Consider the following 26,996-nt stretch of genomic DNA (forward strand, 5'->3'; position numbering starts at 1 on the left):
TTAATATAAGATGAAGATAAGCGAATTAAATACTACGGAATATTCGAATTATTTTTTGACTTATATCAATGCACTAGAAAATGAGGATTTGATTGAAGACTTAGAAATAAGTCTTCATCAATTCATCAAATTTGTGCAAAATATTCCAATGGAAAAATTTGATTTTCGATATGCCGAAGGGAAATGGACGATCAAAGATATTATTCAGCATTTGATTGATGTTGAAAGAATATTTTCTTATCGCGCCATGAGAATTTCAAGAAATGACCAGACCGCTTTGCCTGGTTTTGATGAAAATAATTATATTATCAATACCAATGCAAATGCTAGAGGAATTCAGGATCTGTTAGCTGAACTGTCTGCTGTTCGATTTTCTACTTTATTTTTGTTTAAAAGTTTATCTCAAGAACAATTAATTATAAAGGGAACTGCATCAGGTTCGACTGTTTCTGTTAGAGCATTAGGGTTCTTGATCATTGGACATCAAAAACACCATCAAAACGTTTTTCAAGAACGCTATTTATAATTTAAATTATTAAAAAATACAAGCCACGAATTTTTCTAGATTCGTGGCTTTTTTTATGCGGTATTTTCTTTTAAAATTATAGATAAGCTCAATCGGATTTTGTCATAAGAAATCTGTCCTTCAAAATGATCGAAATAAGGTTTTAAAGCTGTTGGACTTTCAAGCAGAATTTTTGCTTTTGCAATTTTATCAACTTCTTCTTTGGTTACAAATTGGTATAAATCTATAGAAACTCCGTCTTCATATAATTTAGCAATATGTGACATGATTGTACTTAATCCAAGATTGCGTTTTTCGGCAATTTCTATAACGGTTAATCCACTTTGAAACATAGATAAGGTTTCTTTGTAAGTTGTTGATGCCTTTTTTTGTTGTATCACTTTGGTTTTATGAAAATCAATAACAGCATTGATAAAAATGGTACCGTATTTTTCTAATTTGGCTTTTCCAACTCCGTCAATGGCGATTAGTTCATCCTCACTCATTGGGCGATGCGTTTCGATTTCACGCAAAACAGCATCACTAAAGATGACGTAGGCAGGAACCTTGTCTTTTTTTGAAATGTCATAACGAATGATACGCAATATTTCAAATAAAGAATCTTTCTTTGGCTTGGTAGTTTTGGTTTCCTTGACTTTTCCTTTTTCTGTAATTTCTTTTTGTACGGTAGTTAATTGAACTTTTTCACCATTAAACAAAACCTCATGGGCTAGAGTCGTAAGTTTTATTTGGTTTTTTAGATGAAAAGCAATTTCGCAATACCCTTGATTAATTAATTGAATAATGTATTGGTTCCAATCGAACCAAGACACGTCAGTTCCAATGCCGTAGGTTTTGAGATTTTGATATTCTTTTTCAATAATATATGCATTTTTAGAACCTCTTAAAAAATCAACAATTATAGGAAGTGGTTCTGATTCTTTTAATCGTATGATAGCGGATAGTGCTTTTTGTGCCAGAATTGTTCCGTCAAAAAAAGCGGGTGGATTTTTACAGACATCACAATTACCACAATTTTCGGTTACAATTTCACCAAAATAGGAAAGTAATATTTTTCGACGGCAACTTACGGCGTCTGCATATTGCTTCATGCGCTCCAATTTGGACAACTGCACTTCGGAATTCAAACCTTGTGAAGCAAATTTTTGTAACTGAATCACATCGCCATAACTTTCGAACAAAACTGTTTCAGAAGGTAGTCCATCTCGTCCAGCACGACCAATTTCTTGGTAATAGCCTTCAATGTTTTTAGGAAGGTTATAATGGATTACCCAGCGCACATTAGATTTGTCAATTCCCATTCCAAAGGCAATTGTTGCACAAACTACTTGGCAATCATCATTAATAAATTCGTCCTGAGTTTTGGCTCTAGTATTATTACCTAGTCCTGCATGATATGCTTTGGCATTGATGCCTGTTTTTTGCAACTTCTCAGCAAGTTCTTCAGTGGTTTTACGACTTAAACAATAAATTATTCCACACTCATTTGGTTTTTGAGTGATAAAATCTATAATTTGCTTGACTCTGTCTAAAGCAGGACGAACTTCCAAACTTAAATTTTTCCTATCGAAAGAAGAAATCGAAACTACGGGGTCAGTTAGATTCAGTTGCTGACTAATGTCTTCGCGTGTTGCTTTGTCGGCTGTGGCGGTTAAGGCTAGAATTGGAGTAGAAGGGAAGCGCTTTTTAAGATATCCTAAATTAGTATAGGCTGGTCTAAAGTCGTGTCCCCAAGACGAAATACAATGTGCTTCGTCAATAGCTATTAAACTTACGGTGATTTGCTTGAAGGTGTTTTCTAGATAAGACAAACTTTCTGGAGCTACATAAACTAGTTTTATTTTTTGACTAATAATGTTCTCAATATGTGCCTGCTGTTCTACACTAGATTGACTACTGTTGATGTAACAAGCTTCAATTCCGTTGGCTTTTAAGCTGTCTACCTGGTCTTTCATCAAAGCGATTAATGGCGAAATCACAATGGTTATCCCAGGAAATAGTAATGCTGGCAATTGAAAACAAATTGATTTTCCTCCACCAGTTGGCATAATTGCTAAAGCATCCTTTCCTGTTAAGATAGAATTAATAATTTTTTCTTGATTTGGTCTGAATTTTTCAAAACCAAAATTATCTTTAAGCGTATCGTGAAGCAGGGCGGAAGTTATCATTCAGTAAAGTAAAAAAAGTATAATACAATATAAAAAAAAAGGAACTCAATGTGGAGTTCCTTTTGTATTTAAGAGAAGAAATTAATCTTCGTCATCGTCATCGTCGTCATCTGAACTATTTCTGTCGTCTGAATCTTCGTCATCGTCATCCAAATCTGGTTTATCATGATTATCATCTTCGTCATCGTCATCATCTACGTCATCGTCCATATCCACACCTTTAATCGGAGTGATTGGTTCGATTTCATCATCTATTTCATCATCTTCATCATAATTTTCGATTCTGTCTGCTAATTTGGTACTCACTTTTACTAAATAAATAGTGTCTTCAGTGCGTACTTCCACAGCTTCAATCAATTCGTTTTTAGCATTTCTAAAACGAATGATATCTGAATCATCGTAGCCATCAGGGAAACGTTCCACTAATAGGTTTAAAATTTCGTTTGTAAGTTTTACGTAATCAACAATTACTCTTTTCATAATGATATTCTATAAATCTAATAAATAAGCAAAAATTAATGGAGCTACAATCGTAGCATCTGATTCAATAATAAACTTAGGCGTTTTAATATCTAACTTACCCCAAGTTATTTTTTCGTTTGGAACTGCTCCTGAATAGGATCCGTAACTCGTTGTAGAGTCAGAAATTTGACAGAAATAACTCCAAAATGGAATATCATGCATTTCCATGTCTTGGTACAACATTGGAACTACACAAATTGGGAAATCACCTGCAATTCCACCACCAATTTGGAAAAAACCAATTCCGTTAGCACTATTTTTCGGATACCAATCTGAAAGGTAAACCATGTATTCAATACCGGATTTCATGGTAGAAGCTTTTAATTCTCCTTTGATTACATATGAAGCAAAAATATTACCCATCGTACTATCTTCCCATCCTGGAACAATAATAGGCAGGTTTTTCTCTGCTGCAGCATACATCCAGCTATCCTTTAAATCAATTTCATAATATTCTTCCAGTACACCTGATAGCAACATTTTGTACATGAACTCATGAGGAAAGTAACGTTCCCCTTTGTCGTCAGCGTCTTTCCAAATTTTAAAAATATGTTTTTGTAAACGTCTGAACGCTTCGTGCTCAGGGATACAAGTATCAGTAACTCTATTTAATCCTCTTTCTAATAAATCCCATTCGTCTTGAGGAGTTAAATCTCTATAGTTAGGTACTCTTTCATAGTGAGAATGTGCTACTAAGTTCATAATGTCTTCTTCAAGATTAGCTCCTGTACAAGAAATGATTTGAACTTTGTCTTGACGAATAATTTCAGCAAATATTTTACCAATTTCTGCAGTACTCATGGCACCAGCCATACTAACCATCATTTTAGCACCATTGGCTAATTGTTGTTCGTATGCTTTTGCTGCATCTACTAAAGAGGCTGAATTGAAATGCAAATAATGCTTTTCTATAAATTGGCTAATAGGTCCCTTGCTCATTATTATTTTTTTTAAAGATATTAAAATAGAACATTTGAAAAGGATTCTATTTTCAAATGTAAAGATTTTTTAATTTAACTATGTACTAAATTGAATTATTATTTGTTGTAACCTAAAATTTTTAGAACATCATCTGAGGTTTGTTGCTCAGAAAAAATTTCAGTCCCAATAATACCGTTTTCATCTCTGTCAATCAAGATATGTTTGGGTTGAGGAATCAAACAGTGGTGTAATCCTCCATAACCACCAATAGTCTCTTGGTATGCACCGGTATTGAAAAAACCAATATACAGTGGTTTTTCTTTGTTATATTTAGGTAAATAGATGGCGTTCATGTTTTGCTCTGAGTTGTAATAATCATCACTATCACAGGTCATACCTCCTAATAAAACTCTTTCATAAGTATCATTCCAGCGGTTTATAGCTAGCATGATAAAACGTTTGTTAATTGCCCAAGTGTCTGGCAAAGTGGTGATGAAAGAAGAATCGATCATGTTCCATTTTTCTCTATCGTTTTGTTGTTTTTGATACAAAACTTGATAAATAGCGCCACCGCTTTCACCTACTGTAAACGAACCAAACTCTGTAAATATATTGGGAACATCAACTTCGGCCTCGTCACAAGCTATTTTAATTTGATTGATAATTTCATCAATCATGTATTGATAATCATATTCAAAAGTCAATGAATTTTTGATAGGGAAACCACCTCCAATATTCAATCCATCAAGTCCTGGACATTCTTTCTTAAGTGCAATGTAGACTTTGATACATTTGACTAATTCGTTCCAGTAATACGCATTGTCATTTATTCCAGTATTAATGAAAAAGTGCAACATTTTCAGTTCTAATTTTGGATTATCCTGAATTTGTTTTTTATAAAAAGTGACAATATTTTTATATCCAATACCTAATCTAGAAGTGTAGAATTCAAACTTAGGCTCTTCCTCTGCAGCAATACGAATTCCTATTTTGAATTTCCCTTTAATTTCTGCTTGAAGTAAGTCTAATTCTTCATAATTATCAATAATTGGAATAGTATTTTTATGTCCATGATTGATCAGTCTTGCAATATTTTCTATATATTGATCTCTTTTAAAACCATTACAGATTACATATGTACTTTTGTTGATTTTACCGTTTTGTAATAATTTTTCAACAATATTAATATCAAAAGCGGATGAAGTTTCAATATGAATGTTATTTTTGAATGCTTCATTCATAACGTATTCAAAGTGAGAGCTTTTGGTGCAGTAGCAATAGTAATATTTAGCCTCGTACTTGTTTTTTTCCATCGATTTACGAAACCAATTTTTCGCTTTATTGATGTTATTTGAAATTTGAGGTAAATAAGTAAATTTTAATGGAGTGCCGTATTGTTCCACTAATTTCATTAAATCAATGTTATGAAATTGAAGATTGTCCTTGTTTAAAGTAAATTCTTCTTGTGGGAAATAGTAGGTTTGATTGATTAAGTCTGAATATTTTGTATTCATTTTTAGTTTATTTTTTTTTAAAGAATGATTTAATTATGTTGTAAATTATTCTAAAATTCAAACTCTAATATTGGCATAAATAATCTGAAGTTTTTTATTCTCCATTTTTAAATACTGAAAAATATCAAAAATAAAGTTACCACTAATAGAGTAGAAACACTTCAATAAACTCAAAAAGGATCTATTGTTTTGACGGTCACTAGTGTTTTTTTTTCTCTGTTCTTGATTTGTTTTCATTGCGGCAAATGTAAAAAATATTATATACGTAATGCAATCCTTTTTGGTAAAAAATAATTAAGATTGATAATCGTTGAATGCATTAAGAATCAATTCATTTTCAACTGTTTGATTGATGATAATCTTTCCAATACCGTCAATCAAGGCAAACTGAATTGTTCCATATTCATTTTTTTTGTCATGAATCAATAATTCTAGGATTGGATCGATGTCTTTTTCTTCAAAACTGATATCTTCATAGATTGATTTTAATGTAGTTTTTATCTGATTGAACTCGTCCTCATTGATTAAGTTTTTGTTCAAAGAAATATAACTTTCCAAAATCATTCCCACAGCGATTGCTTCACCGTGTAGCAAAGTAGTTTTATTTTCGTTTTCCAAAAAGTAACTTTCGATTGCGTGACCTAAAGTATGACCAAAATTCAAAGCTTTCCTAAGGTTTTTTTCAGTTGGGTCTTGGGTTACAATTTCATTTTTGATTTCAACAGAACGGAAAATTAATTCGTCTAATTGTGAAAAATCAATTGTTTTTATGTCTAAAAACTGTTCCCAGTATTTTTTGTCGTAAATCAATCCATGTTTTAGCATTTCGGCTAAACCCGAACGCATTTCGTTTTGCGGGACAGTTTCAAGATATTCAGTATCTACAATAACCATTTTAGGCAAGTTGAAAACTCCAATTTGATTTTTCAAGTTTCCTAAATCAACTCCATTTTTACCACCTACTGAAGCATCCACCATAGATAATAGAGTAGTAGGAATGTTAATGAAATCAACACCACGCTTGAAAGTAGAAGCTACAAAGCCTCCCAGATCAGTTACTACACCACCACCAAGATTTATGACAAGTGTTTTTCTGTCCCCACCTAGCTCTGTTAATACATTCCAAATTTGGACGCAAGTATCAATATTTTTATTGATCTCGCCTGCTTCAAATTCGATTATTTCAATAGTTAAATCTGTCTCTACAAGCGGAAGGAACTTAGGCAAACAATATTCATTGGTATTGCTATCAACTATGATAAATAAATTAGAATATTTATTTTCTTTTAAATGTAAATTTAAAGCTTCATATCCCTTTTCGTTAAAGTGGATAGGATGGTCAACGGCTTGTATTGTGTTGGTTTGTAATGACATAACTATTATATAATTAGCAATTTCGAATAAAAATTAAATTCTTAGTAAACATTGTCTTAATCAAAAGATATGTTGGCTTTATTTCTTCTTTTATGATTAAAAAGAACCAAGTGCTTGTCCTAAAAAAGTTTTGCAAATCTAAGGTTTTTTTGATTTTATATGGACGAAACTGAAAAAATAAGCACTTTTATTTATACTTGAATTTTATTTAATATAAAAAGAAAGATTGTACTGAAATATTCCAACAAATGGTTATTTTTAGTTAAAATTTCAATGAAATGGATGATTTTTTTAAAAATACAGAAGTTGCATTTGCATTAAAAACAGATACAGAACTCGAAAGAGCTTATTTTCTTTTTAAAATGATTGCTAATGAGCCTTTAGTTAGAATTGGAACTGCAGTTACTAATTTTGCTCTCAAAGCCCATTTACCAGTTGAAGGCTTGATTCGTGCCACAGTTTTTGATCACTTTTGTGGTGGAATTAATGAAGTAGATTGTCTGGAAGTGGTCGATAAAATGTTTACTAAAGGAGTTTCTTCCGTCTTAGATTTTTCAGTGGAAGGAAAAGAAGAGGAGGCACAGTTTGAATCTGCAACCCAAATGATTTTAAAGACGATAGCTTTTGGCAAAGAAAAGTTAGCAATTCCCTTTGCTGTGTTTAAACCTACTGGAGTTGGTAGATTGATTTTGTTCGAAAAAGTATCCTCCAATACAATGCTATCTAATCAAGAACAAGAGGAATGGAAAAGGGTAGAGGCACGTTTTGATTTAATTTGTAAAACAGCTTTTGAGTCTGGAGTTTCCTTGTTAATAGATGCTGAAGAGAGTTGGATGCAAAATGCTGCTGATGATTTGATTCTGGAAATGATGCGAAAATACAACAAAGAACAAGCCATCATCTTTAATACGATGCAAATGTACCGTTGGGATCGACTGGATTATTTGAAAAAATTAAGAGATTATTCGGAGGAAGAAGGATTTTATATTGGTGTTAAATTAGTCCGTGGAGCGTATCTTGAAAAAGAAAGAGATAGAGCCGAGGAATTAAAATATCCTTCACCCATTTGTGTTACAAAAGAAATCACGGACCATAATTACAATAACGCCCTAGTTTTTTTGATTGAAAACTCATCAAAAATGTCATTATTCCTAGGTACTCACAACGAACAAAGTTGCTACCTCTTAATAGAATTGATGAAACAAAAAGGAATTGAGTCTAATCATTTTAAAATTTGGTTTGGACAATTATATGGCATGAGTGATCATATTAGTTACAATTTAGCAGAACAAGGTTATAATGTTGCTAAATATTTACCTTTTGGCCCTGTAAAAGATGTTATGCCGTACTTAATTCGGCGTGCAGAAGAAAATACTTCTGTATTGGGGCAAACTAACAGGGAGTTAAGATTATTAAAAACGGAACGGGAACGTAGGAAAAAAAAATAGTATAAAAAAAGCTCTAATAATTTTACATATTAGAGCTGTTATATTTTAAATATTAAAATTTAAGAATGACTAAACTGTAAGTTACTTAAATTTTTATAAATTCCATTTTCAAGATTTATTAATTCTTGATGTGTTCCTTGTTCAGAAATTCTTCCGTTGTCCAATACTAATATTTGATCTGCAGAACGAATAGTAGAGAGTCGGTGTGCAATTATGATACTGGTTCTTCCTTGCATCAAAATTTCTAAAGCTTCCTGCACTAGTTTTTCGCTTTCACTGTCCAATGACGAAGTAGCTTCGTCTAGGATTAAAATACTAGGGTTTTTAAGCAAAGCACGAGCAATGGCAATACGTTGTCTTTGACCACCAGAAAGTTTAATTCCGCGTTCTCCTACGATTGTTTCAAATTTCTCTGGAAAACCTTCAACAAAGTCAAATGCATTCGCTTGTTTGGCAGCAATCAAAATTTCATCATTGGTAGCATTTGGCTTTCCATAAGCAATATTTTCTCTGATAGTTCCCCCAAAAAGAATCACATCCTGAGGGACGATACTCATATTACCACGTAATTCTTCAAGGTCATAGTCATAGATATTCTTGCCATCAATAATAATGGCGCCACTTTCAATATCATAAAAACGTAATAGCAAGGATGCAATAGTTGATTTACCAGCACCAGAAGGACCTACAACGGCAATTTTTTGTCCAAAACTAGCAGTAAAATTAACATTTTTTAAAACCTGAATTTCTTTACGAGAAGGATAGCTAAAAGCAACGTTCTTAAAACTAACCGTTCCTTTTATTTTTTCAACTGGATTAGGATTCGGTTTTGTGTTGATATTTTCAGGTGTTTCGTCTAATAATTCAAAAACACGTTCAGTAGCTCCAACTGCTTTTTGAATTTGTGCATACATTTCGGCAATTCCACCAAAAGAAGCACCGATAAAAGTAGTATATAAAATAAATGAAATTAAATCACCCACACCTTCAACTTCCCCTTTAATAGTCAAAGTGATACCGTACCAAACTACAGCAACCACACAACCAAAGAGGCAAAGAATAATAAAAGAAGCAAAATAACCTCTGTATTGACCACCTTTTATGGCAATGGCAACAATTTCTTTGATTTTGTTTTTATAACGTTCCAATTCATACCATTCATTAGCGAAAGATTTTACATTCGTAATCCCTTGTAAGGTTTCTTCAACAATTACTTGGCTTTCGGCTACTTTATCTTGAGTCATTTTGCCATACTTGCGAATGAATCTACCGAAAATAACCGCAGCAACTGCCACTACAGGAACAATGCAAAGCATCATAATTGTTAGGTTAGGGCTAATGCTTCCTAAAATAATGAATCCACCAATAATCAAAATGAATTGGCGTAAAAATTCAGCTATAGTTGTGGTAAGTGTATCTTGTAATTGTGAAATATCTGCACTGATGCGGCTGTTCAATTCGCCCACACGTTTTTGAGAGAAAAACGACATGGGGAGTTTTATTAGGTTTTCATACAATGCAAAACGGATATTCGATAAAGTGTTTTCAGTAAAGTTGACAAATAACGAAATTCTGAAAAACGAAAAAACAGCTTGAAGAACTAAAATCCCCATTAAAGCCAATGCTATTTCGTTAGCTTTATTTAAATCTTTATTAGAGACACAGTCTACAAGCATTCCCATTAGTTTAGGAAAGGCTAGGGCAGTAGCGCTGGTTAATAATAAAAAGACCAAACCAACAAAAAATTTCCATTTTTGATTTTTGGAGTATTTAAAAATTCGTAATGCTTTGTGGAGAGAACTTGAATTTAATTTCGCTTTGGGTAAATCATTTTCTTTAAAACGAGCCATTGAGTTATTTTTTTGTTACAAATGTACTATAATATAGTTAGTACAAAAAAAACTATTCTCTTATGATTTTCTTAATTTGTTGTTATTGAGCAACAAAGGAAAAAAGGTTGTTTTTTTATTCATTTATTTTTAAAAAACAGTTGCAAATACAAAATCTAGTGTTATATTTGCACACGCAATCACACAATGATAGCGACCTAGTAAAACAGGGCGATTAGCTCAGCTGGTTCAGAGCACCTCGTTTACACCGAGGGGGTCGGGGGTTCGAACCCCTCATCGCCCACAAAAACTTCAACAGAAATGTTGGAGTTTTTTTTTGCGCTAATTTGTTATTCCTTAAAATCAATCGATAACGAGTTTACGCAAAAGCGTTCACCAGTTGGAGTAGGGCCATCATTAAAAACGTGACCTAGATGTCCACCACAATTGGTACACACGATTTCAGTCCGAATCATACCGTGTGTTTTGTCAAGCACATTTTTTACTTTTCCTGGTATAGCTTCATCAAATGATGGCCAACCGCAATGCGCATCAAATTTTGAGTCACTTTCGAATAATTGCTCTCCACAAGCGCCACAACAATAGATACCCTTTTCGTAATGGGAGTTATAAGCTCCTGTGTGAGCGTATTCCGTACCTTTTTGTCGTAAAATTCGATATCTTTCTTCGCCTAATTGTTCTTTCCATTCGGCTTCTGTTTTTTCAATTGGATATTTCATTGTATTCAAATTTAATGGTGAAAAATAAATTAAACGGTTTTTATTGGTAGCTTAAAATAAAAATTAGAACCCTCATTTAAAGTGCTTTTTAAACCAATTGAACCTTTGTGTAAATCTACAATTTGTTTTGCAATCGCTAAGCCAAGACCTGTACTGCTTTCGCCTTGCGTTGGCTGGGTACTTGATTTTTGAAAATAATAAAATAATTTTTCCTGTTCATTTTGAGGTATTCCTTTGCCTTGATCGATAATTTCGGTTACTATAAAGCCTTCTTTTTGAGATACTTTTACAATGATTTTACCTCCAGAATAAGAAAACTTAATAGCATTAGAAAGCAAATTACTAGTTACTTCACTCAAATAATGATCATCAAACAGCAATATAGCTAATTGTGAATCAGTCTCAAGATGAATATTGATACTTTTGTTTTTAGCTATTATTTGGTTGTAAATTATCTGTTTTTTTATAAAATCAATATAATTGTGTGTTTCAATTTTTAAATCTATTTTCCCTGATTCAATTACAGAAACATTTAATAAATTCTTTAAAACTCCCAGAGTATTTGAGCTTAAATCTTTAATGATTTGTAAGCCTTCGTTAATGTCTTCTTCAGTATTTTCTAGTTTGTTTTCGATTAATAAATCAGAAAAGGCGTAAATTGAAGCAATTGGATTAGCTAAATCATGAGCGGCAATACCAATGAATTTATTTTTCTCAAGGTTCAATTCATTTAGTTTTTTATTGACTAACCGAATTTTTCTTTCTTTTTCTTTAAATCTAAAAAATAATAAACCTATGGTAAGATAAATGGCAAAACGAACAAATGAATTCCAAATTGGAAAAAAAACATGAGATAATATAACATTTGAATACTCAGAATATGACCAAGAAATAGCCGCAATTGTTGCACATAGGAATATTTCTTGAATTTGAACTTTGTTATGTAATGACAGTAGTACAATTGGCCCTATATAAAACAACGAGAATGCCATTTCTGTACCAGTATTATAATCTATAACTCCAATTGTTAAAATAAAAATTACAGCAAGTACTGTGTTTATAGTCCGATTGTTTTTAATAAATTTTAAAATTACCATAAATCATTAAGTTTGATATTCTGTATAAAAACGATACTAATTATTATTTGTTATGCTTTTATATTAATTTTTTAGACAAAAGTACGTTATACAAATAGGTCTTCCAAGATAATTTGGATAACATTAAAACCATTTAACAGATAAGTTTCCAGGTTACTTAAATCTCCTTTTCAACCTATTTAATTTTATTATTTAAAGATTAAAGTCCGTTTCTTGAATATTTTTCAAAAACATTCTTTGTTTTAAGAGAATGTGAGAACGGTAAACATCTTCTATTTTGTCTATAATTATAATAAAATGTAGATTATTTTGATATAAATAGGTGTGATTCGTACAATTTTCAAATGATTACGACTGTTTTTTGATTATTTATTAAAATTATTATTTAGTTTTTGTTTTCTTAATTTTTCACTAAATTTAAAAAAAGATAATAGTGGTAATTTTATTAACCATTTGAGATATTAACATTTGCATACTGAGATCTTTTAATTTTTTATTATTGATATGAATTGTATTAAACTGTTGAAATGGAAATAATTCATATAAGTGCGGAATGTTATCCTGTCGCGAAAGTAGGAGGCTTAGCGGATGTAGTAGGTGTTTTATCAAATTACCAATATAAGAGAGGGCATTCAGTAAAAGTGGTCATTCCTTGTTATGAAACGGAATTTATCCAAAAAAATGAATTTGAAACTGTCTTTTGGTCACAAGTACAATTAGGGCAATTCCATTTCCCTTTTAGTGTACTTAAAGGAATTAATAATGATTTAGGTTTTGACTTATACCTTATAGCTATTCCCGAACTTTTTGACAGGGCTGATATTTATGGGTATAAAGATGATATAGAACGATTTTTAGCTTTTCAAAAAGCCTTTTTAGATTGGTTAGCTACTCGTAAGGAACTCCCTGAAGTTATTAATTGTCATGACCATCATACATCGCTTATTCCGTTTATGATGACTTATGGTAGGCAATATGAAAAGCTTAAAGAAATTCCAACATTATTGATTGTACATAATGCCTTGTATCAAGGACAATTTGGTTTTGATAAACTCAACTATTTTCCAGATTATGATTTGTATAAAACTCATATTTTAGAATGGGGTGGTTGTATTAACTCACTTGCTGTAGGATTAAAATGTGCTAGAGCTATTACTACAGTTTCGCCCAATTATTTGAATGAAATAAATGATTCAGGAAATGGATTAGAAATTTTATTCAATCAAGTTCGCTACAAATCCAAAGGAATATTGAACGGAATTGACAATGAAACTTGGAATCCTGAAAATGATAGTAAGATAGAATTTAATTATTCGATTAAAAATCATCACATTGGGAAGCAAAAAAATAAAGAAAAATTATGTGATTTATTTGATTTAGATCCAAATAAACCACTTTTTAGTTTTGTAGGAAGGCTATTTGAAGAAAAAGGAATAGACTTGTTGTGTGAATTTTTAAAAAAAACAACAAAGGAAAACGCTAGAAAAATTAATATTCTTATATTGGGCTCAGGAAATAAAGAAATTGAAGATCAATTAAGCAAGTTATTAACTGAATTTAAAGGAAATTACAATGTTTACATTGGCTTTAATGAAGATTTAGCACATTTGATTTATGCTGGTTCGGACTTCCTACTAATACCTTCTCGTATGGAATCATGTGGGTTAAATCAAATGTATGCTTATCGTTATGGTGCAATTCCTGTAGTAAGAAGTACTGGAGGCTTAAAAGATACTGTTGTAGATATTAGTGAAGATGGTTGTGGAATATGTTTTGATCAAGCAACTGTAACTGATATTGAAATAGCTATTGGTAGAGCTGTAATATTGTATAAAGACCAAGAAAAAGTAAATTCAATTATAAAATCAGGAATGATGCTCGATTATTCCTGGGAAAATGCATATCAAGAATATTTAAAAATGTATAATTTAATAATAAAATAAAAGATGAAAGCGAAAAAGAAAAATGTGATTGCAATTATTCTAGGTGGTGGTCAAGGTTCAAGGTTGTATCCTTTAACTGAAACGAGGTCGAAGCCTGCTGTGCCGATAGGAGGTAAATATAGATTAGTTGACATTCCAATTTCTAATTGTATGAATTCAGACATTTATAGAATGTTTGTATTGACACAATTTAATTCGGCTTCGTTGAATAAACATATCAAAAACACCTATGTTTTTAGTGCTTTTAGTCAAGCTTTCGTAGATATTCTTGCTGCAGAACAAACTGTAGACAACCCAAATTGGTTTCAAGGTACTGCAGATGCTGTACGTCAATGTATGCCTCATTTTTTAAATCATGATTTTGATTATGCTCTAATTCTTTCTGGAGATCAATTATATCAAATGGATTTGAATGAAATGATTGAAGAACATATCAAAAAAGACGCTGATATCTCCATAGCTACTTTACCTGTAAATGATAAAGATGCACCAGAATTTGGTATATTAAAAACTAATAGTGATAGTTTTATTGAATCTTTTATCGAAAAACCAGCTAAAGAATTATTGCCAGACTGGACATCTGATGTAAGTGATCAAATGAAGTCTGAAGGCAAACATTATTTGGCTTCTATGGGGATTTATATTTTCAACAGACAGCTGTTGGTAGATTTGATGGCTAATCAAGAAACCAAAGATTTTGGAAAAGAAATTATCCCTCAAGCAGTACTAACAAATAAAGTACTGAGTTACCAATACGAAGGGTATTGGACAGATATTGGTAATATTGATTCTTTCTTTGAAGCAAATATTGGTTTGACAGATGATGTTCCTCAATTTAATTTATTTGACAATGATAATAAAATTTACACAAGACCAAGGATGTTGCCTCCTTCAAAATTTCAAAATACAAAACTTGATCGTTCGTTGATTTCTGAAGGTTGTATTTTGAATGCTAAAGAAATTACAAAATCGGTTATCGGAATTCGTTCTAGAATCGGTAAAGATACTGTGATACAAAATTGTTATGTTATGGGTAGCGATATTTATCAAAGTATAGAGGAAATGGAAAATGATAAAAACAATAATACTACGCTAGTCGGTATTGGTGAAAGATGTTTTATCAAAAATGCTTTGATTGATAAAAATAGTCGCATAGGAAATGATGTTTACATCAGTGGTGGTGATCACTTGGAGAATACTACAAATGAATTGTATTGTATTAAACAAGGAATTGTAGTAATTAAAAAAGGAGTTACAATACCAGATAATTTTATTATTAAGTAATATTCCTTTATCTCCAAAAATAAATTATAAAATTAGACTAGATATAAATTTATAAAATGCAGAATCAAACCAGAATAGTAATAGAAAATGTTTCACCTCAATTAGACGGTGGAGCATTCGCAATAAAGAGAATTGTTGGTCAAACAGTACGCGTAACTGCGGCTGTTTTTGCAGATGGCCATGACGTTATTGAGGCTTGTGTGAAATACAAACACGAGAATGAAGATAATTGGCAAGAAGTACGAATGATTCCTACTCATAATGATGAATGGTACGCGGATTTTAAAGTCGAAAAACAAGGAAACTATAGTTATTTTGTTCAAAGTTGGGTAGATTATGCTCTAAACTGGCAACATGGTACAGATCGAAAAATCCAAGACAATCAATATGTAAAGTCAGAATTGCTAGAAGGAGCAGAATATGTAAATGCGATTCTTGAGATGGCAACACATGATGAAAGAGGATATTTGGGACATCTTGAATATTTATTAAAAACAGAATCTGAGTATAATCAGGCGATTCCTGAAGTTACTTCCGAGAGATTAACACAAATTTTCAAAAAATACCCAAGTCGTTTATTAGCTAATCAATCACAAGAACTGAAAGTATATGTAGATCGTAAAAAAGCATTATTTAGTACTTGGTATGAGTTTTTTCCACGTTCCGCTTCAGAAGAAGATGGTAAGCATGGAACATTCAAAGACTGTGAAAGATTACTACCCAGAGTAGCTCAGATGGGATTTGATACTTTGTATTTCCCACCGATTCATCCTATAGGAGAAGTGAATAGAAAAGGTAAAAACAATGCTACTAATGCAGAAGATGGTGATGTGGGTTCCCCTTGGGGAATTGGATCTGCTAAAGGCGGCCATAAATCTACGCACCCTGAATTGGGGTCTATAGATGATTTCAAACAATTAGTCAAAAAAGCACAAGATTGGGGAATTGAGGTAGCTATGGATTATGCTTTGCAAGCAGCTCCAGATCATCCATATGTGAAAGATTTTCCACAATGGTTCAAATGGAGACCTGATGGAACGGTACAATATGCTGAAAATCCACCAAAAAAATACCAAGATATTCAACCTATTTATTTTGAAAGTTCCGACTGGAAAAATTTATGGAAAGAATTATTGGACGTGGCTTTATTTTGGATTGAAGATTGTAATATAAAAATATTTAGAGTTGATAATCCGCATACTAAACCCTTTTACTTCTGGGGATGGTTGATAGGTGAAATCAAGAAAAAACATCCAGATGTTCTCTTTTTAGCCGAAGCTTTTACGCGTCCTAAAATTATGAATGAGTTGGCTAAACAAGGCTTTAGTCAATCTTATACTTATTTTACTTGGAGAAATTCAAAAGCGGAGCTAACAGAATATGTTACAGAGTTAACACAATCAGAACAAAAAGAGTTTTATCGTCCTAACTTTTGGCCAAATACTCCTGACATCAATCCTTTTGCATTGCAAAGCGGAAGTGAGTCAATGCATTTACAAAAGTATTTCCTTGCTGCAACCTTAAGTTCTAGTGTTGGGATATATGGGCCTGTATTTGAATACAGAGTTTCTGAACCAATGGCTCATGGGAAAGAAGAATATCTAAATTCTGAGAAATATGAGGTTTACAAATGGGATTGGACGATACAGAATAAGATAACTCGATTGATTACCAAAATCAACCAAATTCGTAAAGAACAAGCTTCATTACAGCAAACCAATAACATTATTTTTTGTGATACTAATAATGAGAATATTATGGCTTATTACAAGTATGATGATGATTTACAAAATAAAACGTTGATGGTTGTCAATTTAGATTCTTCAAATTCACAACAAGGGTCGGTGAGACTTCCTATTGATAAATTAGGAATTAATCCTGTACACATCGTTGATTTGATTACAGGGAATAGTTATCTTTGGGATAAGGAGTGGAATTATGTAGATATAAGCCCAGATTTACCTTTTCATTTGTTCAAAATTCAACAATAGTCAAGCTATTAATAACGATGACATTACTTCTAAAAAGTAGTAACGTTTAAGAAAAATAAACCAAAAAAAATGAATAAAGTACAAACACATTCTCTTTTTACCGATTTTGATATAGATTTATTTAAAGCTGGAAAGCATTTCAGATTATATGAAAAATTAGGTGCACATCTTATTGAAGTGGACGGAGTAAAAGGAGTTTATTTCGCTGTTTGGGCACCTACCGCTCGCTCAGTTTCAGTTGTTGGTGATTTTAATTACTGGATTCAAGGAGAACACCAATTACAAGTACGCTGGGATTCCTCTGGAATTTGGGAAGGATTTATTCCCAATATTGGAAAAGGAACAACCTATAAATATAAAATACAATCTGATAACGGCGGAATTATTACCGAAAAAGCAGATCCTTTTGCTTTTTATTGTGAAAAACCACCACATACGGCTTCTGTAGTTTGGGATTTAGACTACAAATGGGATGATTCCAAATGGATGAAAACCAGAAAAGACCACAATGGTCTAGATAAGCCTTACTCAGTTTATGAAGTTCATTTAGGATCTTGGAAACGTCATGGCAAAGAGAATCGTTTTTTAACTTATTTAGAATTTGCTGAGGATTTAGTGGATTACGTTAAAGAAACAGGTTTTACACACATAGAATTTATGCCAGTAATGGAATATCCTTATGATCCATCATGGGGTTACCAATTGGTTGGTTATTTTGCGCCAACTTCTCGTTTTGGGAATCCACAAGAATTCATGGTTTTGGTTGATAAATTACACCAGGCTGGAATTGGAGTTATTATGGATTGGGTTCCTTCTCATTTTCCTGATGATGCTCACGGTTTAGGATTTTTTGACGGATCAAATCTATACGAACATCCCGATCGTAGAAAAGGATATCATCCTGATTGGAAAAGTTTGGTATTTAACTATGGACGTAACGAAGTTCGCTCGTTCTTAATTAGTAATGCTATCTTTTGGTTGCAACATTACCATGTTGATTCCCTACGTGTAGACGCAGTTGCATCTATGTTGTATTTAGATTATTCTAGAGAAGAAGGAGAGTGGGAGCCAAATGAATTTGGTGGTAGAGAGAATCTAGACACCATCAGTTTCTTAAAAGAGTTTAATGAAGCCGTTTATTCTAATTTTGAAGGAGTTCAAACAATTGCAGAAGAAAGCACTTCGTTTCCAATGGTTTCTAGGCCTACATTTGTAGGTGGATTAGGTTTTGGAATGAAATGGATGATGGGTTGGATGCATGATACTTTAGACTATTTCCAAAAAGAGACGGTTTATAGAAAATACCACCAGAATGACTTGACTTTTTCTATGACCTATGCTTTTACTGAAAATTTCATGTTGCCTCTTTCACATGATGAAGTGGTGTATGGTAAACATTCAATTGCTGGAAGAATGCCCGGTGATGAATGGCAGAAATTTGCCAACCTGAGATTACTTTATGGCTATATGTTTACACACCCTGGTACAAAATTATTGTTCATGGGGTCTGAATTTGGTCAAAGCGCGGAATGGAATTTTGAGGAAAGTTTAGATTGGCATTTATTACAATATCCGTTCCATGAGGGGATTAAAAAAGTTGTTACTGATTTGAATGGTTTATATAGATCGGAACCTGCATTGCATGAAAAGCAATTTAGTCCAGAAGGATTTGAATGGATCAATTATTCAGACCATCAAAATGCGGTGATGTCTTATATCCGAAATGGAAATAATCCAAAAGATAGTGTCATAGTAGTTTGTAATTTCACACAAGTGGTTAGAGAAAATTATAGAATTGGTTTACCTAGAAAAGGAAAATTGACTGAAATTTTCAATAGTGATGATGTGATTTACGGTGGTAGTGGTATGGTTAATCCAAATAAAATTACGATTGAATCTTCTCCTTACGACGGTAGAGATTTTTCAGCAGCAGTAACATTACCACCATTAGCAGTAATTGCTTATAAAATTTCAAAATAAACAAACTTGATTCGTTTGATTATTTGAACTCAGTTTAATTATAACATCTTTATCGTATCACTACTTATTTTAATTAATAAATGGTGATATGATATTTTTGTTTTACATCATTAATTAATGATACTATTTTTACCAATAAAGCCTTTAATTAAAGTGAGGTAACTGAGAATATTTGTAAATTTGAACCTTACAATAAGAGTCTTAAAATAATTAGTATATGATTACAAATACAGAACTAGAATATAAGGGGGATTTATATCCATCAAAAATAATTTCCCATGAACACGAAGTAGATTCTGTTTATTTTTACACCAATAATAGTGTTATTCTAAAAGTTACAATATTAAGAGATAGCATGTTACGTTTTAGGTATACCACCAAAGGATATTTTAGTAATGATTTTTCATATGCAATAGATGAAAATCATTCCCATGGGTATAATTTTCTTGAAGTTGATGAAAAAGCAACTTACTTTCAGATTAAAACAAGTAAAGTTATTTGTAAAATCCAAAAAGATGATCTTCGAATTTCTATTTTAGATATTGAAGGAAAAGTTATTTTAGAGGATGAGTTGGGTTTTCACTGGGAAGAAAGTTACGAGTTTGGTGGAAACATAGTTAAGATGAGTAAAGCTTCCAGGGATGGAGAATCTTTCTACGGACTTGGGGATAAAGCGACTCAAATGAATCTAAAAGGAAAGAGATTAGAAAACTTTGCCACAGATCAATATGCATATCAAAAAGACCAAGAGCCGCTTTACAAAGTAGTTCCATTTTATATTGGATTACACAATAAACAATCATACGGGATATTCTTTGACAATACTTTTAGAACAAATTTTGACTTTTGTCATGATCGAAGAAATGTGACTAGTTTTTGGGCTGAAGGAGGGGAAATGAACTACTATTTTATTTATGGGCCTAAAATGCAAGACGTTGTGGTTTCCTATACTGATTTAACAGGGAAACCAGAATTACCGCCTTTGTGGACTTTAGGCTTTCACCAATGTAAATGGAGCTATTATCCAGAGAGTAATGTCAAAGAAGTAACAGCAAAATTTAGAGAACTTAAAATTCCATGTGATGCTATCTATTTGGATATTGATTACATGGACGGTTTTAGGTGTTTTACTTGGAACAAAGAATATTTTCCAGATCCAAAACGAATGGTTTCAGAATTAGCCGCTGACGGTTTTAAAACAGTAGTTATCATTGACCCTGGTATAAAAATAGACAAGGAATATTCAGTTTATCAAGAAGCGCTGGCTAAAGATTATTTTTGTAAAAGAGCCGATGGTCCTTATATGAAAGGAAAAGTGTGGCCCGGAGAATGTAATTTTCCAGACTATACAAATCCTGAGGTTAGAGAGTGGTGGGCAGGATTATTTAAAGAATTAGTTGCAGATATAGGAGTAAAAGGAGTTTGGAATGATATGAATGAACCTGCCGTTATGGAAGTCCCTAATAAAACATTCCCAATGGATGTTCGGCATGATTATGATGGTAATCCATGTAGTCACAGGAAAGCGCATAATATTTATGGTACGCAAATGGCAAGAGCAACTTATCATGGTATGAAGAAATTTGCTTACCCAAAACGACCTTTTGTGATTACGCGTTCAGCCTATTCTGGAGCACAACGTTATACTTCGTCATGGACAGGTGATAATGTCGCCACTTGGGAGCATTTATGGTTAGCTAACATTCAAGTTCAACGTCTAAATATTTCAGGAATGGGATTCACAGGTTCTGATATAGGAGGATTTGCAGAACAACCTACGGGTGAATTATACGCTCGTTGGATTCAATTGGGAGTATTTCATCCATTTTGTAGAACGCATTCTTCCGGTGATCACGGAAACCAAGAACCTTGGGCATTTGACGAAGAAGTAGTCGATATTACACGAAAATTTATAAATCTCCGTTACCAATTACTCCCATATCTATATACTATGTTCTGGCAATATATTGAAGATGGAATTCCGATGTTGAAACCTTTGGTTTATTTTGATCAAGAAGATATACAAACACATTATCGTAATGACGAATTTATTTTTGGTAATCAGATTTTGGTTTGTCCAATTTTAGAACCTAATTCTTTAGGTAGGAGAATGTATGTCCCTAGAGGTCAGTGGTATAATTATTGGACTAATTCTTTGTTAAAAGGAGGGAAAGAAAAGTGGGTAGATTCAAAATTTGATGAAATCCCTATTTTTGTAAAAGCAGGTGCCATTATTCCAAAATATCCTGTGCAACAATATGTGGGTGAATTAGATTTTGACGAATTAACTCTAGACTTATATTATAAAGAAGGAGTTGAAAAATCTGTAGTTTATGAAGATGCTCAAGATGGGTATGATTACAAAAAAGGACGATTCAGTTTCTTGTCTTTTCAGGTTACAGGTAAGGAGAACGAATTAATAATTCAGTTGCATAAAGACGGGAAATACGAAACAAATTATTCTAAATATAAAATTAACTTAATTGGTTTGCCTTTTAAAGTGAAAAATATTGAAATTAACAATGAAAAGATAGTTTTTGAAAAAAAAACATTAGTAAAAGAAAATTATCTGATTGTGCCTAAGGAGTTTAATGTATTGCATATTATTGGGGAATAAGAAAAATAACAATATTGAAACATTTGAGTTTAATTTTGCAAATAGAATATCCATTATTGTCGTATTTTTGTTAAAATAAAAATAAATATCATGAAAAAACATTCACTATTAATAGGAATTTGCTCATTAGGATTATTATTCTCGTGTGCAACTAATCCACTCACAGGAAAGAAAACGTTAAATTTTGTTTCGAATAGTGAGCTTTTTCCTTCAGCTTTTCAACAATACGGTGAATTCTTAAAAGAAAACAAAGTCATTTCGGGTACAACAGATGCAAGAAGAGTAGAAAATGTAGGTGTTAGAATAAAAGGAGCAGCCGAAAGGTATTTAGCTTCTTTGGGACAGACTGAATACTTAAAAGATTATCGTTGGGAATATAAATTAGTCGAAAGCAAAGATATTAATGCTTGGTGTATGCCAGGAGGTAAAATAGTTGTCTATTCAGGGATTATGCCTATTGCTAAAAATGATGCAGGACTAGCAACTGTTATGGGTCACGAAGTTTCTCATGCTTTGGCTAATCATGGAGCACAACGTATGAGTGCTTCACAAATTCAATCACTTGGCGCAGTTGGTGTTGCAGTTGCTACAGGAGGTCAAAGTGCCGAAAAACAGCAAATGTGGCAACAATATTACGGTATTGGATCTCAAGTAGGAGGTATGTTGCCGTTTAGTCGTAGTCATGAAACAGAAGCTGATAAAATTGGATTAGTATTAATGGCTATTGCGGGTTATAATCCAGAAGAATCCATTGATTTTTGGACTAGAATGTCAGCTAATTCAGGAGGTCAAGCTCCAGCAGAAATGCTAAGCACGCACCCTTCTGATGCTACTAGGATTGCAAACCTTAAAGCTATGGTACCAGAAGCAAAAGCAATTGCTGCTAAATTTGGAGTTAATTTTAAATAAAAAAAAATTAAAAGTTATAGAGCCAATTCGAAAGAATTGGCTTTTTTTGTACAACAATAGTAAATATAAGAATTATCTAAATAAAAGAAGCAATATGTCAATTTTACAAAAAGGAGATAAGAAATTACTAAATGCTTGGGCATTTTACGATTGGGCAAATTCCGTTTACACACTTACTATTGCATCGGCTATTTTTCCTATTTTTTATGATGCGCTGTTTACAGAAGGTAATCATTATATTGATGTTTTTGGACTACATTTAAAAAACTCTGCTTTAATTAGTTTTGTTACGGCCATAGCATTTTTGGTGGTTTCGTTTATTTCTCCGTTGTTATCTGGTATAGCGGATTATGTGGGTAATAAAAAGACATTTATGAAGTTTTTTTGTTATTTGGGAGCTTTTTCATGTATGGGATTATATTGGTTTGAATTAGAAAACATATACTCCAGCTTAGTATTTTATTTTTTAGGATTAATTGGCTATTGGGGGAGTTTGGTATTTTATAACTCCTATCTTCCAGATATTGCTTTTCCAGAACAACAAGACAAGATAAGTGCCAAAGGATATTCATTAGGATACATTGGTAGTGTTTTGTTATTGGTAATCAATCTAGCAATGATTATGAAGCCAAAGTTTTTTGGAATATCAGGAACAGAGGGAGAAGCTGCAATGAAAGCAATGCGGTATTCATTTGTAATGGTTGGTGTTTGGTGGATAATATTTAGTCAATATTCCTATTATTATTTACCGAAGGGAAATAAAGAATCACAAAAAAAAATCACCAAAGCAATTTTCTTTAATGGCTTTAAAGAGCTTAAAAAAGTTTGGCATTTACTTTCGGATAATATTCGATTGAAAATGTATTTAAAAAGCTTTTTTGTTTATAGTATGGCGGTACAAACCGTAATGTTGGTCGCAACTTACTTTGGTGCTCAAGAAATTCAATGGTCATCAAAAGAAGAAAGTACCATTGGATTGATAATCTGTATTTTGTTGATACAATTGGTAGCGGTTTTAGGCGCAATTTTGACTTCGAAAGCTTCAGGAAGATGGGGGAATATTCCAACCTTAATTGTTATAAATATCGCTTGGGTACTATTTTGTATGCTCGCTTATTTTATAACTTTGCCTATGCATTTTTATATCATGGCAATTTATGCAGGACTCGTTATGGGTGGAGTTCAATCTTTGTCGCGCTCAACTTATTCAAAATTATTACCAGAAACAGAGGATACTGCATCCTTTTTTAGTTTTTATGACGTTGCTGAGAAAATTGGAATTGTTATAGGGATGCTAGTGTATGGGTTAATTGACCAAATCACAGGAAGTCCTAGATTTGCAATTGTATTTTTAGCTGTATTTTTCATAACTGGAGTCTTATTATTATATAAGATTCCTAAAAAATCAGAATTAATAGTTTAAATTTAAAACGCAGTAGGCAATCGTTATGGTATTATGGCATAATGATTGTTTTTTATATTAAAAATATTAATATAATAATACGTTAGTATTTGATTTCCAGTTAAATAAATTACACTATATATTAACTTTGTCATTAAACGACGTTTTGTTTGGTGACAAAATGACTTAAATACAATTATGTCAAATCATAAAATAAGTACTATTGACAATCTGTCACTTCAGGAAATTGATTCACAAGCGGAATTAATCCCATTATTGACTCCCGAGGACGAGGAGGAAATGATGAATGAAGTTTTACCTGAAACAATACCAATTCTTCCGTTACGAAATATGGTTTTGTTTCCGGGTGTTGTTATCCCAATAACTGCTGGCCGTGATAAATCAATCAAATTGATTGATGATGCCAATGCAGTTGGAAAAATTATTGGAGTTGTAGCTCAAATCGACGAAGAGGTAGAAGAGCCTAATAAAAATGATATCCATAAGATAGGTACCGTTGCCCGAATTTTACGTGTTTTAAAAATGCCTGATGGAAACACTACAGTAATTTTGCAAGGGAAAAAGCGATTCGAAATAACAGAAGTTATTTCTGAAGAGCCTTATATGACTGCTACTATCAAGGACATTATTGAAAAAAAACCGAAGGGTAAAAACACAGAATTCTTAGCAATTTTGGATACGGTTAAAGATGTGGCAATTGAAATTATAAAAGAAAGCCCTAATATTCCAAGCGAAGCAACTTTTGCGATTAAGAATATTGAAAGTCAGTCTTTCTTAATCAATTTTGTAACTTCAAATCTGAATCTATCAGTTAAAGAAAAACAAGAATTGTTAGCTATTAATAATTTAAAAGACAGAGCTTTAGAAACTTTAAAATACATGAATCTTGAGCTACAAAAATTAGAACTCAAGAATGATATTCAATCTAAAGTACGTTTTGATTTAGATCAACAACAAAGAGAATATTTTCTTCATCAACAAATGAAAACCATTCAAGAAGAATTGGGTGGTGTTTCACAAGAAGAAGAAATGGATGAGATGTTGGTGAAGTCAAAAACTAAAAAATGGGATGAAAAATGCCAACAACATTTTGAAAAAGAATTATCTAAAATGAGACGTATGAACCCTCAGGCTCCTGATTTTGGAATTCAAAGAAATTATCTAGAGTTATTATTGGAATTGCCTTGGAATGAGTATTCAAAAGATAATTTTGACTTAAAACGTGCGCAAAAAATTTTAGATAGAGATCATTTTGGCTTGGAAGATGTTAAGAAAAGAATGATAGAGCATTTGGCAGTTTTAAAATTGCGAAATGATATGAAATCGCCTATCATCTGCTTGACAGGACCTCCAGGTGTAGGTAAAACCTCAATAGGTCGTTCCGTTGCAGAGGCTTTAGGAAGAGAGTATGTACGTATTTCTCTAGGGGGGCTGCGTGATGAAGCTGAGATTCGTGGTCATAGAAAAACCTATATTGGAGCTATGCCAGGTCGTATTATTCAAAGTTTAAAAAAAGCAGGAACTTCAAATCCAGTTTTTGTTTTGGATGAAATAGATAAATTATCTAATAGTAATCAAGGAGATCCTTCCTCTGCTTTATTGGAGGTTTTAGATCCGGAACAGAACAATTCATTTTATGATAATTTTGTGGAGTTAGGATATGATTTATCAAAGGTCATGTTTATTGCTACTTCCAACAATATGGCGGCAATTCAACCAGCTTTGAAAGACCGTATGGAAGTCATTAAAATGTCGGGATATACTATTGAAGAAAAAGTTGAAATAGCGAAGCAACATTTGTTTCCGAGACAGTTAAAAGAACACGGACTTACTTCCAAAGATTTGACTATTGGAAAAAAACAATTGGAAAAAATCGTAGAAGGTTATACACGTGAATCAGGAGTTCGTGGTTTGGAAGCTAAAATCGCCCAAGTGATACGTAATGCTGCCAAGTCAGTAGCGATGGAGGAAGAGTACAATAAAAAAGTCACAGATGCTGATATTATTCAGGTTTTAGGCGTGGCGCGATTAGAAAGAGATAAATACGAGACAAATGATGTTGCAGGTGTTGTAACTGGTCTAGCTTGGACGAGTGTAGGCGGTGATATTTTATTTATTGAATCTTTAATTTCTCCAGGAAAAGGGGGGATGACAATTACAGGGAACTTAGGCACTGTAATGAAAGAATCGGCTACGATTGCATTAGAGTATATTAAAGCAAATACCGAATTACTAGGATTAAATCCTGAGATTCTAACAAAATATAACATCCATATTCACGTGCCTGAAGGAGCGACTCCTAAGGATGGACCAAGTGCTGGAATAGCAATGTTGACTTCAATAGTTTCTTTGTTTACTCAAAAAAGAGTGAAGAAAAATATTGCTATGACCGGTGAGATTACACTGAGAGGAAAAGTGCTTCCAGTAGGAGGAATCAAAGAAAAGATTTTGGCTGCCAAAAGAGCAAATATTAAAGAAATTATCCTTTGTCATGAAAATAAAAGTGACATTGATGAAATTAAACCAGAATATATTGAGGGTTTGACCTTTCACTATGTTAAAGAAATGTACGAAGTGTTGGAGATTGCAATTACCAATCAAAAAGTAAAAAACGCTAAAACCCTTTAAAATAGAAAAGTTTTATAGTTTGTGTTTGAAACCAAAATTAGGGCTTTTAGTTAAGTTTCTAATTTTGGTTTTATTTTATTAT

At 32.5% G+C, this 26,996-nt stretch carries 18 protein-coding genes and 1 tRNA gene; 11 read left to right on the forward strand and 8 right to left on the reverse strand.

The window, feature by feature from the left end; all coding sequences use genetic code 11:
- The first annotated feature begins 10 nt into the window (after positions 1–10).
- Positions 11–526, forward strand: a complete 516-nt coding sequence (locus tag ABZP37_RS12525) for a DinB family protein (RefSeq protein WP_366183464.1) — start codon at positions 11–13, stop codon at positions 524–526.
- A gap of 53 nt (positions 527–579) precedes the next feature.
- On the opposite strand, the gene recQ is transcribed toward ABZP37_RS12525, so the two are convergent.
- The 5 genes from recQ to aroB form a co-directional block, all read right to left on the reverse strand.
- Positions 580–2,694, reverse strand: coding sequence for a DNA helicase RecQ (gene recQ, locus ABZP37_RS12530; RefSeq protein WP_366183465.1), 2,115 nt, complete (start codon positions 2,692–2,694; stop codon positions 580–582).
- Between the two features lie 81 nt (positions 2,695–2,775).
- Complete coding sequence (locus ABZP37_RS12535) at positions 2,776–3,174, reverse strand: DNA primase (RefSeq protein WP_366183466.1); 399 nt, start codon at positions 3,172–3,174, stop codon at positions 2,776–2,778.
- Between the two features lie 9 nt (positions 3,175–3,183).
- Entirely contained in the window at positions 3,184–4,155 is a 972-nt protein-coding gene (locus ABZP37_RS12540; protein ID WP_108741494.1) for a deoxyhypusine synthase family protein, read from the reverse strand.
- A 98-nt stretch (positions 4,156–4,253) separates the two neighbouring features.
- Entirely contained in the window at positions 4,254–5,651 is a 1,398-nt protein-coding gene (locus tag ABZP37_RS12545) for an arginine decarboxylase (RefSeq protein WP_366183467.1), read from the reverse strand.
- 294 nt (positions 5,652–5,945) lie between these two features.
- On the reverse strand, positions 5,946–7,025 hold the full coding sequence (gene aroB / locus ABZP37_RS12550) for a 3-dehydroquinate synthase (RefSeq protein WP_366183468.1): 1,080 nt from the start codon (positions 7,023–7,025) through the stop codon (positions 5,946–5,948).
- Between the two features lie 278 nt (positions 7,026–7,303).
- Between aroB and ABZP37_RS12555 the strand changes: the two genes are divergently transcribed.
- Complete coding sequence (locus ABZP37_RS12555; RefSeq protein ID WP_366183469.1) at positions 7,304–8,473, forward strand: proline dehydrogenase family protein; 1,170 nt, start codon at positions 7,304–7,306, stop codon at positions 8,471–8,473.
- A gap of 59 nt (positions 8,474–8,532) precedes the next feature.
- On the opposite strand, the gene ABZP37_RS12560 is transcribed toward ABZP37_RS12555, so the two are convergent.
- On the reverse strand, positions 8,533–10,323 hold the full coding sequence (locus tag ABZP37_RS12560; protein ID WP_366183470.1) for an ABC transporter transmembrane domain-containing protein: 1,791 nt from the start codon (positions 10,321–10,323) through the stop codon (positions 8,533–8,535).
- A gap of 208 nt (positions 10,324–10,531) precedes the next feature.
- Here ABZP37_RS12560 and ABZP37_RS12565 point away from each other — a divergent pair.
- A tRNA-Val gene (locus ABZP37_RS12565) sits at positions 10,532–10,606 on the forward strand.
- Positions 10,607–10,652: 46 nt separating this feature from the next.
- Here ABZP37_RS12565 and msrB read toward each other — a convergent pair.
- Complete coding sequence (gene msrB, locus ABZP37_RS12570; protein ID WP_366183471.1) at positions 10,653–11,042, reverse strand: peptide-methionine (R)-S-oxide reductase MsrB; 390 nt, start codon at positions 11,040–11,042, stop codon at positions 10,653–10,655.
- A gap of 29 nt (positions 11,043–11,071) precedes the next feature.
- Positions 11,072–12,139 carry a HAMP domain-containing sensor histidine kinase gene (locus ABZP37_RS12575; RefSeq protein WP_366183472.1) on the reverse strand — a complete coding sequence of 356 codons (1,068 nt, stop codon included), beginning with the start codon at positions 12,137–12,139 and terminating at the stop codon, positions 11,072–11,074.
- Between the two features lie 527 nt (positions 12,140–12,666).
- Between ABZP37_RS12575 and ABZP37_RS12580 the strand changes: the two genes are divergently transcribed.
- The 8 genes from ABZP37_RS12580 to lon all read left to right on the forward strand — a co-directional run bounded on the left by ABZP37_RS12580 (position 12,667) and on the right by lon (position 26,914).
- Positions 12,667–14,082: a glycogen/starch synthase gene (locus ABZP37_RS12580; RefSeq protein ID WP_366183473.1), complete on the forward strand. Its 1,416-nt coding sequence runs from the start codon at positions 12,667–12,669 to the stop codon at positions 14,080–14,082.
- Between the two features lie 3 nt (positions 14,083–14,085).
- Complete coding sequence (locus ABZP37_RS12585; RefSeq protein ID WP_366183474.1) at positions 14,086–15,366, forward strand: glucose-1-phosphate adenylyltransferase; 1,281 nt, start codon at positions 14,086–14,088, stop codon at positions 15,364–15,366.
- Between the two features lie 56 nt (positions 15,367–15,422).
- Positions 15,423–17,357, forward strand: coding sequence for an alpha-1,4-glucan--maltose-1-phosphate maltosyltransferase (locus tag ABZP37_RS12590; protein WP_366183475.1), 1,935 nt, complete (start codon positions 15,423–15,425; stop codon positions 17,355–17,357).
- A 69-nt stretch (positions 17,358–17,426) separates the two neighbouring features.
- Positions 17,427–19,337: a 1,4-alpha-glucan branching protein GlgB gene (glgB, locus tag ABZP37_RS12595; RefSeq protein WP_366183476.1), complete on the forward strand. Its 1,911-nt coding sequence runs from the start codon at positions 17,427–17,429 to the stop codon at positions 19,335–19,337.
- A 217-nt stretch (positions 19,338–19,554) separates the two neighbouring features.
- Positions 19,555–21,954, forward strand: a complete 2,400-nt coding sequence (locus ABZP37_RS12600; RefSeq protein ID WP_366183477.1) for a glycoside hydrolase family 31 protein — start codon at positions 19,555–19,557, stop codon at positions 21,952–21,954.
- Positions 21,955–22,044: 90 nt separating this feature from the next.
- Positions 22,045–22,863, forward strand: coding sequence for a M48 family metallopeptidase (locus tag ABZP37_RS12605; protein WP_366183478.1), 819 nt, complete (start codon positions 22,045–22,047; stop codon positions 22,861–22,863).
- 94 nt (positions 22,864–22,957) lie between these two features.
- Positions 22,958–24,286 carry an MFS transporter gene (locus ABZP37_RS12610; RefSeq protein ID WP_366183479.1) on the forward strand — a complete coding sequence of 443 codons (1,329 nt, stop codon included), beginning with the start codon at positions 22,958–22,960 and terminating at the stop codon, positions 24,284–24,286.
- Positions 24,287–24,463: 177 nt separating this feature from the next.
- Positions 24,464–26,914, forward strand: a complete 2,451-nt coding sequence (gene lon / locus ABZP37_RS12615; RefSeq protein WP_366183480.1) for an endopeptidase La — start codon at positions 24,464–24,466, stop codon at positions 26,912–26,914.
- Positions 26,915–26,996 lie beyond the last annotated feature (82 nt).

Source organism: Flavobacterium ovatum (assembly GCF_040703125.1).
GTDB lineage: Bacteria > Bacteroidota > Bacteroidia > Flavobacteriales > Flavobacteriaceae > Flavobacterium > Flavobacterium ovatum.